The following is a 13356-nucleotide window of genomic DNA, read 5'->3' as shown; positions in this document are numbered from 1 at the left end:
AAAATGTCATGTCTCCTGGTTCTTTGTTCTTGCAGCGCAGCCGTCTTTTATTTCACATTTTTCGGTACCTCGCCGGAGCCATATTGCCTTACATAACCTTCATAATTTTGCACATCGTCGTTTGCTAGTCGGGCGAAATTTCGGTAGGCCTGCTCCACTTTTGCGGGCGGGGTTTGTGCAAATTCAGCATCGGTTACTTTGTACTGGGTTTGTAAAGAATCAAGGGTTTCATGTAATCTCTCCTGAATTTGAGCATAATTGGGGTCGTCATAAATATTTTTGAGTTCCCGCGGATCTTCCTCAAGATTATACATCTCCCATTGATCAATATCATCGTAAAAGTGCATTAATTTATACCTTTCTGTACGCACGCCATAATGCCGTTTTACCATATGGAATGCGGGAAAATCATAATAATGGTAATAAATGGCATTTCTGAAACTGGTGCCGTTTTCCTGTTGTTTCAGGAGATTCCGAAGAGATTTTCCCTGCATTTCAGCAGGAATATTAGCTTCAGCATAATCCAAAAACGTAGGTGCAAAATCCAGATTTTGAGTAAGCGCACTCACTTCTGAACCTGCCGGAATCTCCTTTGGATACTGCACCAGCAATGGCATTGCAAGGGATTCTTCATACATAAAACGCTTGTCAAAAAAGCCCTTTTCACCAAGGTAAAAACCCTGGTCTGTCGTGTAAACTATAATAGTGTTTTCCATTAGCCCGTTTTCCTCCAGGTAATCTAAAATTTTGCCCACGCCTTCATCCACCGAAGCCACCGTTGCCAGGTAATCCCTCAAATACCGCTGACCTTTCCACTCGGCCAGGGCTTTCCCGGTGAGATTTGCTTCATGAAAAGCATCATTTTTTGGACGGTAAGCATTGTTCCATGCTTCCCGCTGTTCTGTAGTCATTCGTACAAAATCATTTGGCCATGGGTTGTGCCGTAGGGAATCGCTGCCTTTTTCTACCGTCATCTTAAGATCATGTCCTTCATACATATCTTCATAAATGGTTTGCAGCTGCTCTTGCGAGGCAATGGAGCCTTCATGACTTGCAAAGTAAGTTTCCGGCAGCGGAAAAGTAATGGAATCATACTTATTTATGTGGCGAAGGGCCGGCATCCAGTTACGGTGCGGAGCTTTATGCTGCACCATGAGCAGAAAAGGTTCCTCTTTCCCTGCATTTTCCTTGAGCCAGTCTATTCCCATTTCGGTAATAATATCTGTTGCATAGCCTTCGATCCTGGTGGTGTCATTATCTTTAATAAAATCGGGGTTGTAATAATTCCCCTGATCGACCAAAATATTCCACTGGTCAAAACCTTCGGGCGTGCCGTGTAAATGCCATTTTCCGAAAAGCGCGGTATTATAACCTACTTCTTTTAAATACTTCGGAAGCGTAGGCTGGGAACCGTCAAATTTTTCACCGTTCATCCTGAAACCATTCAAATGGCTGTGTTTTCCTGTAAGGATGACAGCACGGCTGGGGCCACAAATGGAATTCGTACAAAAGTTGGTATTGAACCTGGCGCCGTTTTCAGCGATTCTGTCAATATTTGGGGTTGGAGCGAGCTTACTTACAGGATGCCCGTAAGCACTAATGGCCTGCGCCGCATGGTCATCGGTCATTATGAAAACAATATTGGGCTTTTTGACAGTTGCGTCTTCATCATTTTCTTCGGAATAGGCATTTTTACATGACGCAGCAAGCAGCGCAATACACGCACTGAAAATCAAAAGTTTCAAAAAATCGTTCATAAGATCTGTTTTAACTGATATTTTAAATTTATTTTTTATGCCCAGGCCGGGTTTGAGAAGCCGCTCTTATTTCTTCTATCCTGGAGCTCATTTCCTTCACTTTTTCAGGATATTTTTCATATTTATTTTCCTTTTGCGAAGGATCTTCTTTCAGATTGTACAATTGCGCCGGAGGCGCATTTTCTTTTATCTGCCCATTTTCAATATCACTGTTCTCCTGGCCGGTAAAGGGAGTGGCAGCAGGACCTCCAAAATCATGCATTCCCCGGTATTCCGCAGCAAAACCACCGCCTCCCTGCGCCGAAATGTAAATCCAATCGCCCATCCGAAGCGCGATATTTTCAAGATCATTGGGTGCAATAAGCATTTCTTCCCTAATTTCTTTTTCGGTTTCTCCCAAAAATATGGGAAGTATATTATAACTATCTACAGCTTCGCCTTTTTCAAGCGGCCTGTCAAAAATTGCTGCAAAAGTTGCTGCCATGTCCACATTACTGCTAATGAGCTGCGACGAAATGCTGTTTTCTTCAACTTTCCCCGGCCACCGAACAATAAAGGGTACCCTGTGCCCACCTTCCCAGGCATCAAATTTGAATCCCAGGAGATCAGCATTCTGGCGATGCCCCATTTTGTAGGCATCCTGACCTCCCATGTTCAGCATTCCGCCGTTATCACTGGTGAGGATGAGCAAAGTATTATTAGTGAGATTTTCTTCTTCTAAAGCTTCAACGATTTCTCCCACGATCCAGTCAAGCTCAGCAATGAAATCGCCATAGCGTCCTGCTTCACTGCTTCCCATAAATTGTTTCGCAGGCGTGAATGGATGATGAATGTTGGTGGTAGCATAGTACAAAAAGAAAGGTTGTTCATTGTGCCTTTTTATAAAGGCCACTGCAGAATCTTTCAGTGTGGTTCCCACCAGTCGGTCAATATAAAAAGAATGTGCTTTTTTTGCGCCTCCGATTTTCTGATTCCCACGATTCCATTTTTCAGGAAATGGTTGTGTATTGGCTTCTTCGCCCCACACAAAGGGGTCATCTGCTTCTAGACCAACAACATAATGATTGCGCACGTAAACGAACGGAGGATGTGAATTTACAACCGGAACCCCAAAATAATAGTCAAAGCCCAATTCCAGCGGACCGGGATTTAACTCTCCGTTCCAGTTTACCGGTCTTTGGTTTCCGAATCCTAAATGCCATTTTCCGATAATCCCGGTGGCGTAACCCTGCTCCTTAAATATATCGGCCACTGTGAGCTTATCCTCATCTATAACCAGAGAATCCCTGTCAAAAACTGCACTGGACAAGTTATTGGCCCTCACTGGATATTCCCCTGTAATAAAGGCATATCTCGACGGAGTACAGACTGCAGAAACTGTATGCGCATCGGTAAATCGCATTCCCTGAGAGGCCAGTTTATCAATATTCGGGGTCTGCACTTTTGTAGCTCCGTAAACCCCAAGATCACCATAACCAAGATCATCTACGTTAATGTAAACAACGTTTGGTTTCTCACTCTTGTTCTCTTGTCCAAAAGCTTGCTGCGAAAATAATCCCACAACAGAAGCAATGAAGATCCAAAAATGCAGTTTACAAGGCGCTTTTTCCATGGCTTTTTATATTTTTTGAAAATCTCTGAACGAGTCAAAAATTTTCAATGTTATTCCACTCCATCTTTCCTATTCTTGGGATAGATCAGCTGTCCTTATCTCCAATTCCTGCAAAGCAGGTAATGTGCCTCCTGGCCGGTCCAAATAGAAGTAAGCCGTGGCCGATACATCATCACTCCGGTAGAAATTGGTCCATCCCTTCGGAAAATCCTCATCCTCCAGGGCCGGAATTTCATCCAGCTCTAAAAGATTGGTGAAATTTGGAAAATGATCGACAGTAACAGGAATGAGCCTGGCGCCATTACTTACCAGCTCCAGTACTTTCTCCCTGGGCGCACCCCCCATTTGCTGAATGCTGACTTTAATATCTTCGTAGAAATAGACGGGATCGGGAATGTGAAACCTGTAAAAGGCATATACCCCTTTTTCGGCATCCACTATAGGGCTACCCTGGAATTGATGATTAAAAGCCCCCTGTCCATATGCTGTGCCCACGTAATCTTCGGTTCCGGAGCCAACGAGACTCGGGTAATCGCTATCACCATCAAGATGAATTTTTACTTCGCCTTCGCCCCACCAGGTATCTTGATATAACTCATCTGTAAAGATGCCAATGTTTGTTCCCAAAAAGCGGCCCTTTCCTTTCACCTGAGGCAAAATGACAAAGTCTTCACCAAGTTCTGTTTCCAATTCTCTATTCCAGTAAGCGTGGAAATACAATACTTCCTCTTGAAAATGAGATTTTTCCAATAGATTTATTTCATAAAATATCTGGTGCAGGTCCTTTTTAGATTCATTGGTGACCCTAATCACTGCTTTTTCCTTGAAAGGCATGGGAATAAAGCAGTTGAACGAACGACCTTCGGGATCTGCAAACAAGGCACTTTCAAAAGCCGCTTTTCTGCCAAGTCCTATTCCAAAAAAGTCTCCCAGTGGTACAGAAACTGCTGGGGTTTCCTCCCCGTCCCAAAACATTTCAATTTTCAAAGACCTGAGCATTTCGGGACTGCGGTCACTAATAGTAAGCCATATCCTGTTAACAACTCCGCTACCATTAAAATTCACCAGGTCTACACTCTCTCCTGATTTTAATCTTTCAAAGGCATGCCCTTTTGCTCCATCATTCTCCATCCCACCGGCCCCTTTTTTGGCACTGGTATTTTCAAAACTCACCCAGCGGGTGGTAGCTTCTTCCTGAGGAAGTTCGTAAAGTTCTTGTCCTGCCGCATGTGCAGAAACAACAAATAGAACCAAAGAAAATATTATTCTTTTCATCCACTAAAAATTAAAAGGTTATTAATATCAGAACATTGGTTTGTCCTTCTCTCTGCTGCTTTTCAACTGGTCGCAATTCTGAGATCCACATTTTAATTGCACAACAGCAGGTTGACCTTTATGATTTTTTTCCTTCAGTTGAACCTCATAAAGCCCCACCTTGCTGTTACACAAATCTTCAAGGAACAATTTCCTTAAAAATGACATTTTTCGGTGATTTTTCCTTTTTTTTCATAACAGTCATTCGCCGCCCCTTTTCCCAATTTCTATTCCGGAGTTATTCTCATAGCATTTAGGTAGAAAAATCCGTAGCTGTTGTCATTATTAGGACCTGCGGAAACCTCTATAGTTATTTCTCCGTTACTATCTGCTCTTACCCCTTCAACACAGGCAATCTCAGTCGAATTACTTGCGGTATTCAACACTGCAGACCCGGTATTTTCTCCAATTACAGTATACTCGGTTTCCCGATTGTCGGTAGCTGTCCTGGAACCAAAAAAGCAAATTTCGTAGGTGCTGTCTCCCTCAAATCCACTTAGTTGTATAACAGCTTTTTCAATGACCATACCGGCCCATTCTCCTGTTAAATTACCGAAAAAGGAATTTCCGGAAACTTCTGCAGGCATATTAAAATTTGTATTGGTAGATGTTTCGCCGTTGGTGTTCTGACCATTAAATCTACTGGTGATCATCATTTCAATGCCAGTAAAATCATTGTTCACATATTTTAAATTTGGGATCGTAGCTCCTTCCAGGAAACTGGTCATGCCGTTCCAGCCTTCAGAATTTGAAGAAGTAGCAAAATCTATATAAACCTCATCGGTTAAAATTCCTGTTCCACCAGCATTCTGGTATTCTATAAGTTCTGTAACCATTCCCGGATTTTCTACTGCCTCGTGAGCAGCGTGCTGTGCAATTTCCACATCTACAGGAATAAAACCTGCCGGCATATAACTGTTGCCCACAACGCTTTGCTCAAACAAAATTTCAAACCAGGCACTGGCAGCGGTATATCTTCCTATTTCATTCAGGTGATAACCATCTCTGTTAAAATTATCCCCAAGATAACTGGTTCTTGCATTTTGAATCGCTGTCCCGGAAGGCACGATCCTATATGTAGGAATAAGACCTTCTGCCTGTTCATATGCATCTACTATAGCTTCATACATGGTCATTTGATCATTGTCATAATTCACAAAGCCGGAATGCGTTGAGTTTTGAGCATATGCCCAGGTTTGATGTAGTAAATATTGCGTATCAGGATTATCTACATTTTCTGCAACATAATTATAGAGACCGGGTAAGGACTCAGTGAAAGTTTCATAATTTCCCGATTCCTGGCTCACCTGCTGAAAACTGATGTAATCCCAATCTTCATCGGCTAAAGCTGTAGCGATGGAAACATTTGCAGTAGTGGTTTTATCCCCCTGTGCATTTACTTTCCTATAACTATAGCTACTGGCATTGTTAGTTGCATTCTCAAGGTGCAAGGCAAGTTCAGCGCCGCCAATATAAAGGTTGCCAATCACGATCTCTTCCCCGGCAGCATTTACAAGCCCATGTAAGTAATATTCTATTGCATCTTCAGAAAAGCTGTTTCCAATTGCCAGAACTTTCAAGATTCCATCATCCTCTTCCTCAACTTCTTCTTCCACCGTCACGGTAGTCGAACCTGAAACTTCACCGTCTTCAGAAGAAATAGTCAACTCGGTTGTACCCGCAACCAATCCCTGAATTTCCACTTCATAGGTTTCGGGATCCACTTCAAAGGAAACAATGTTTTCTGGATCTGCAGACCAGGTATAACTTCTGGTAGGAATATCTACCAGATTAAAATCTGGTGTAAGAAGGACAGTAGACTCTGTGTTAGCGGTGATGTTTGCGGGGAGGCTAACCTCTGTTTCCCTTATCCAGATAGTTTCAATAGTGGTGCTGGCCTCTTCTGAACCGTCAACCGTCCTGATTGTCGCAGTTGCCGTTCCCTCGCCTACTGCCAGGATGGTAGCGGAATTATCCCGCCCCACAGAACTTATTTCAATCACCGTCGAATCTGAAACTTCCCATTCGTACTCTTTAGAGACAGACTGGAAAAGCGGAGAAAGTACTATTTCACTCCCCACGGTTACCCGTGCAAAGCTCATATCAAGTGCTATTTCATTGTTCGTCTCGAATTCATCAGAATCTTCACAAGCTGTAAAAGTTAATAACACACCTAGAAAGACAGCTATTACATAGCTAAACCTGGTAAAGCATTTTGAAATCTTCATAATTATTGGTTTTAATTAATTGTTGTTAAAGATTGTGACCGGTCAGAACTGGTGAAAACTTCCTCCTATTTCATTATTCCAGCGTAAATGTGCCTGCGCTTGTGACATTGGAAGAGCCTCCTACAAAAAACTCAAACTCTCCCGGTTCGTACACGTACTCAAGCGAACCATTATAAAATTTTAGGTCTTCTACAGTTATGGTAAATTCTACCTTTTTTGTTTCTCCCGGCTCCAGATTTATCTTCTTAAAACCCTTCAACTCCTTCATTGGAGGAGTAAGGCTCCTTACTTTATCATGAATATAAAGCTGTACCACCTCATCACCGGCAAATTCTCCAGTATTAGTCACAGTAGCACTTATGGTGATTTCTCCGTTTGGTGTAAGCGTACTATCGTTAGCTGCAATATCTGAATACTCAAAAGTGGTATAGCTCAGTCCATATCCAAAAGGCAAGAGTGGAGAATTTGGCACATCAAGATAATTGGATTTGAACTTCTGAAATTCTTCTGAAGGAGCCGGTCTTCCGGTAGTTCTCATTCCGTAGTAAACAGGAATTTGTCCTACATTCCTCGGCCAGGTAGCCGTAAGTTTCCCGGAAGGATTATAATCTCCAAAAATGACATCTGCAACGGCATTTCCGGCTTCCACTCCCGGATGCCAAACCTGCAGAATGCTCACCGGTAGTTCCATCTCTTCGGAAATTACCAAAGGTCTTCCGCTCATTAAAACCAATACTACAGGTTTCCCTGTTTTTACCAGCTCACGAATTAGTTTTTTCTGACTTTCAGGAATAGTAATATCTGTACGACTCGCTGCTTCTCCGCTCATTTCTGAAGCTTCTCCCACAACAGCTACCACAACATCAGATTGGTTTGCCACGCGAAGTGCTTCTTCTAAGAGTTGTTCCGGGGATTCTTCAGAAATCTCGATTTTAGGACCAAAAACATTCACTTTTTGAGCAAATTCTGGATCATCGCTAATGTTTGCTCCTTTTGCATAAGTAACGGTGGCATTTGGCGCTACATTTTTAAAACCCTGAAGTACAGGAACAGCTAGTTGGTGGTCTCCCGTAGGTGCCCAGGTGCCCAGCATGTTGTTTTTGTTATTAGCAAGTGGCCCAATAAGTGCAATTTTTGCATTTCTTTGCAGCGGAAGAATATCCCCTTCCTTTTTTAGTAAAACGAAAGAACGCGTTGCGGCCTTTCTTGCAGTTTCCCTGTTTTCCGGGGTTAAAATGTCTCTTTCGGGACGGGTTTCATCAGAATATCTATAAGGATCTTCCAAAAGGCCTAATTTGTGCTTGGCTTCCAGGATTCTTCTGGCTGCGGTGGTAATTGCTTCTTCTGAAACACGTCCTTCCTCCACAGATTTTGGAAGCGTGGTAAGAAAACCTTCGCCTACCATATCCATATCAAGACCGGCATTTAAGGCCATTGCAGAAACATCCTGCAAATCTCCCATGCCGTGAGCGATCATTTCATTTACCGAGGTATAATCTGAAACCACGAAACCTTCAAAACCCCAACTTTCTCTAAGCAGGTCTGTAAGCAGCCACTTATTTCCTGTGGCCGGTACGCCGTCAATATCATTAAAAGAAGTCATTACACTTGCAACGCCTGCATCTACCGCAGCTTTATATGGTGGCAGGTATTCATTGAACATTTTGGTGCGGCTCATGTCCACCCGGTTGTAATCACGGCCGGCTTCTGAAGCGCCATAAAGGGCCATATGCTTCACCGTTGCGATCATTGTCTCAGGTTTTGTAAGATCATCTCCCTGGTAGCCTTCCACCATAGCCCTGGCAATCGCCGAACCTAAGTAAGGATCTTCGCCGGCACCTTCGGCAATACGGCCCCAGCGCGGATCACGCGCAATATCTACCATAGGCGAAAAATTCCAGTTGATCCCGTCTGCAGTGGCTTCCATAGCTGCTATGCGAGCAGTTTCCTTTATCAAATCCATATCCCAACTGGCAGAAAGCCCAAGTGGAATGGGAAAAGTGGTTTTATATCCATGAATCACATCACTTCCTATAAGCAGCGGAATTCCCAGGCGAGATGTTTTCACAGCCAGCTCCTGCGCCTGTCGGACTTTTTCGGGAGATGAAACTCCAAAAATTCCGCCTACGTTACCGGCTTTTATCTTGGCTTCCACGTCTTCACTTACCACAGATCCTGTTGCCACTCCACCACCCGGAGTAAGCAGATTGAGCTGCCCTATTTTTTCTTCAAGAGTCATCTTTTGCAGCAAAGCTTCTACCTCCGGAATTCTTTCCTGTGCCTCAAGGCATGAGATTCCTATAAAAAAAAGGAAGATAGCTGTAAGATTGAAATTTCTCATTTGTATTAACTTTAAAATTGATTTTTGCTTTTTTTATTTTACTTCCAGAATTTCTGTTCTTTCTGAGATCCCATTTTCATTAAATGCTTCAATACTGAAGTAATATTTGGTGTCACGGTCAAGGTTCCTCATAAAATGCTCGTTTTCATCATATATCAACCAGGACTGGTATAGCTTATCTGGCGCGATACCCCAGCGAATATTGTACCCCTGAGCTCCTTTCACCGGTTCCCAGTCAAACGAAGCGTCTCTTCGGTCTTCCTGACGTGATACCGTAAAACCTTTCACCTTTGCAGGTTTCTTTCCTAATCCCTTACCAAATACCCTGATTTCTGACAATGCCAGATTATTACCTGGGACTTCAACGTTGTTATAGCGAACGTACTTTGCCTTTACAGGCTGATTAAGGGTGATGTAAGCGTTAGGTGCATCTTCAAAACTATTGCCTCTATCTGCTACTATTTTCCAGTCTTGCCCATCTTCTGAAACTTCCAAAATGAATCTGTGCCTTAAACCTTCAGTACGGGTAAAGATTCCCGATTCCTCATCATGAAAATTCAGCTGAAAAGCGTAAATCTTTCCGGGCGATAACATTTCGATCTCTACCCATTGTTCATCATCGTTGGCTTCAGCTACCCAAAATGATTTCGGGCTTTCATCTGTCAAGACTTCCGAAATAATTTCACCTTTCTTATTTTTTTCCAGGGGCATTTCGGTAATGTCATAATCCCCATCTGTAGAAGTACTTTTTCTAACCTGCATTTGCGAAGAAGAAACAGTAGCTTTTCCTTTATAAGATAATAACATCCAGCCGCTATGCTGCCCAGGTTTGGTTGGATGATTAGGGCCAAACAACGGATAGTCACCGTAACTGGTATTGGTATACATGAGTCCTTCTTCATCAAAATAAGTAGGATACATTGCCAGGCGACGTTCCCAGTGAGAATTTGATGCCAGAGCCATAGTTGCAAAATGCCAGTATTGACCATTGGTTTGCTTCATCGTAATCCCGTGACCGGCACCATTTGCAAAACCGCCGGGTTTAAAACTGTAAGGATTATTCTTCATGTATTTGAAAGGCCCCAGCGGACTTTCCCCCACGTAGGCAGCATCTGCATATACATTGAATTGCGTACCTGGTGCGGCATACTGCAGGTAATATTTACCGTCATGCTTAGTCATTGAGGCTCCTTCCATATATCCCTCCTTTAAAGTAGGATGGAAATTGTTTTCACCAAACCGCTCCCATCCATGTTCTTCTTCAACAAGATTTATGAGTTCTTTCTCAACACCTGTTTCAAGGAACCGATCGTCTTTATCTAACATTTTCACACGAAGAGGATGTACATTTGAAGAACCCCAGTACAGATAGGCCTTCCCGTCATCATCTATGAATAATTCGGAATCCTGGATATTGCTGGTAATAGAAGCGGTAGGTGTCCAGTTACCGCTCTTAGGATCATCGGTGTATAGGATACTTCCATATCCCGCAGGATCTCCGGCAAAGTACACCAGCGAATCCTTGTAATTAAATGCGGTTGGGGCGTTGGATCCTTCAAAAAACCATTGTTTCGGCTTAATAAATTCCCAGTTAATAAGATCTGTGGAATGCCAATATCCAAAAGATCGGGTAACAAACATAAAATATTCTCCACGGAATTCAATTACCGCAGGGTCTGCACCCGAACGGTAGGAAATATTCTTACTGGAATTATAAACCATGTAAGTGTAATCAATATCCAACGGATTGATATAGGTTTCCGGAACCACTTCCTGTGAATAGGCCATAAAACCAAATAGTAATGCTGTTGCTGTGTATATGTGGTGTAATCCTTTCATAGATTTTAATAATCATTTTTTTGATGAGAGAACAGCCAGGGCAATAAGTAAGGCTCTTCAAAAGCCGAATCCCAGCTGTTGTGATTGTCATTTGGATACAGGGAAAGCTTTGCATTTCCCCCTTCTGAGTTTATTACCCGCGCCATTGTTTTGGACCATTCCGGTGGGACGATGTCGTCTCTTTCCCCGTGAAAGATCCAAATATTAAAACCCTTTGGATATTTTTTCACAATTGCAGGATCTGCTCCCCCACAAATAGCGAAAGCAGCAGCAAAAGTTTCAGGCATTCTGGACAGGATCTCATAAGTTCCCATGCCGCCCATAGAAAGTCCGCCTACATAGATCCTGTTCTTATTGATGTAGTTTTCAGTAGCAACAGAATTCAGAAGAGCCATTGCCAAATGTAGGGCTTTGGTAGGCTCTTCTTCATTCATAAAATCAAATTCAAAAGGTTTTACATCCCGGTTTACGTCAACTTTTGCCCAGTAATCGTCTTTTGGCGCCTGCGGAAAAATGACCACTGCAGGAAAATCCTCCCGAATTGCATTTTTCAGGAAAAGATCACTTCCATGAGTAAGTTGTGATTCATTGTCGTTTCCCCTTTCCCCTGCTCCGTGTAAAAAAAGCACTAAAGGATACTCTTTTTCTTCTGAAAAGTTCTTCGGAAAGAGAATTCGATAATTTAAGGTGTCATTTTCCTGAATAAATTGCTCTTTTTGAAACTCCTCACGCTCCTGGGCTCTCCCGGAAGCCGAAAATGAAAGGAAAACAACCAAAAAAAGCAGACTAAAGATTGAAAATTTTTCTTTCATACATTCTTTATTTTACAGACAGGCAGCATTTTAAAAACGGCCTGTTAAATGTCATTTTTGAATACTAAAATCAAGTTTTTGTAGACCCTCCTGTACTTCGGGCGCATTCATGAACAATTCCCAGATGAGCCCAGATCGATAATTCTCAATCATGACCACCTGCGGCCCCTGATCAATTGCCAGGTAATAGGGTGCTACCCAACCTTCTCCCTCCAGGCTAAACGCATCATAAAATCCCGCCGGACCCCAAAGCAGGTCATGTTGCTCTTCATAGAAATACCTTATGGCATCCAGAGATTTTTTGGGTGTGTAGGGAATAGAACTTATAGCCGCTGTTGGTGAAACCACTCCGCGGTCATCATCGGGAGAATGTGCCGCATAGCCAATGCCGCCGTTCTCATTACGCGTATAACTGGCTGTTAACCCCCAGGAATTTTCGCTGTAAGTCTCAAAATCCATTGGGTTTTCAACTGCATATTCAAAATTAATCAAGCTGTGGTTCACGTTTACATCCCAATAGTTTGCATAGCGATCACTCAGGCCTTTAGGATTTAACCCGAGGTAGGAATAATGCGCCCAAAAAAGTGGGCCTCCCCTGCTTCCGGAAGTGTTGTGTTTAAGGATCAATGGTAGCCCGTAAGCCACTTCGTCAGTAACTATATCTCCACCACGTGCCCAGCCTTCATGATAAGCGGCGGCATCAATGGCATGATCTGGAGACGAAGCCGCCATGATATATGTTATGAGACACTCATTATAACCTTCGATCATAAAATCCATTTCCCATTCATAAACCGGGGACCAGTGCCAGTAGATCCCGTTCTTGTTATTGGTATACCAGTTCCATTCAATTCCTTTCCAGAGTGTGTCATATTTATTTGCTACTGCCTGTTCCTCTTCTGTTCCGTTTTGAAGGTATTCCCTCACTACAATAAAACCCTGTGCGAGAAAAGAGGTTTCCACAATATCTCCTCCATTGTCCTTTTTACCAAAGGCCTGAGTTTCGCCTGTTTCACCATTGATCCAGTGCGGCCAGGCTCCATGGAAGCGTGGGGTATTATCAAGAAAATCTGCAATCTTGTCCAGGCGGGCAACGGCAGAATCCCTTGGAATAAACCCTCTCTCCATTCCTGCGACGATGGCCATGAGACCAAAGCCGGAACCGCCGGTAGTAACCACATGCGAATCTTTTCTGGGGTAGTTGCCGTCTGGGTGAAAGCGCTCTCTTGCCATTCCGCTGTTAGGTTCAGCATAATCCCAGAAATATTTAAGCGTTTGCTTTTGAACTTTATCCAGAAGTTCTTGATCAGACAATTCTACCTCCTGGTTTACCGCTAGATTTTCATTTGCCACTTTTTCTTCCGGCTTCTTGCAGCTCACACACATGAGAATAGAAAAGAGAAAAATCAAGTTTTTATAGCTTATTGGTAAAGGTATCTTCATTGTTGGTTGG

Annotated in this window: 8 protein-coding genes; all 8 read right to left on the bottom strand. The window is 43.0% G+C overall.

The genetic code is table 11. The annotated features are described in order from the left end of the window. Positions 1-47 precede the first annotated feature (47 nt). Positions 48-1757: a sulfatase family protein gene (locus ACOV1Q_RS05410; RefSeq protein ID WP_424493342.1), complete on the bottom strand. Its 1710-nt coding sequence runs from the start codon at positions 1755-1757 to the stop codon at positions 48-50. Positions 1758-1785: 28 nt separating this feature from the next. After that, positions 1786-3369, bottom strand: a complete 1584-nt coding sequence (locus ACOV1Q_RS05405) for a sulfatase family protein (RefSeq protein WP_424493341.1) — start codon at positions 3367-3369, stop codon at positions 1786-1788. A gap of 69 nt (positions 3370-3438) precedes the next feature. Further along, the gene (locus ACOV1Q_RS05400) at positions 3439-4644 is read right to left on the bottom strand and encodes a glycoside hydrolase family 172 protein (protein WP_424493340.1); all 1206 of its coding nucleotides are present in this window, start codon (positions 4642-4644) and stop codon (positions 3439-3441) included. A 266-nt stretch (positions 4645-4910) separates the two neighbouring features. After that, on the bottom strand, positions 4911-6911 hold the full coding sequence (locus tag ACOV1Q_RS05395) for a DUF4886 domain-containing protein (RefSeq protein ID WP_424493339.1): 2001 nt from the start codon (positions 6909-6911) through the stop codon (positions 4911-4913). Between the two features lie 73 nt (positions 6912-6984). Beyond that, positions 6985-9252, bottom strand: coding sequence for a beta-glucosidase BglX (gene bglX / locus ACOV1Q_RS05390; protein WP_424493338.1), 2268 nt, complete (start codon positions 9250-9252; stop codon positions 6985-6987). 33 nt (positions 9253-9285) lie between these two features. Further along, a complete protein-coding gene (locus ACOV1Q_RS05385; protein WP_424493337.1) occupies positions 9286-11091 on the bottom strand; it encodes a family 43 glycosylhydrolase in 1806 nt (601 codons plus the stop codon). A 5-nt stretch (positions 11092-11096) separates the two neighbouring features. After that, a complete protein-coding gene (locus ACOV1Q_RS05380; protein ID WP_424493336.1) occupies positions 11097-11903 on the bottom strand; it encodes a carboxylesterase family protein in 807 nt (268 codons plus the stop codon). A 51-nt stretch (positions 11904-11954) separates the two neighbouring features. Further along, positions 11955-13346, bottom strand: coding sequence for a glucoamylase family protein (locus tag ACOV1Q_RS05375; protein ID WP_424493335.1), 1392 nt, complete (start codon positions 13344-13346; stop codon positions 11955-11957). Between the last annotated feature and the right edge of the window lie 10 nt (positions 13347-13356).

The organism is Salinimicrobium maris, from assembly GCF_049680855.1.
Classification (GTDB): domain Bacteria; phylum Bacteroidota; class Bacteroidia; order Flavobacteriales; family Flavobacteriaceae; genus Salinimicrobium.
This window is presented reverse-complemented; position numbering and strand designations above follow the sequence as displayed.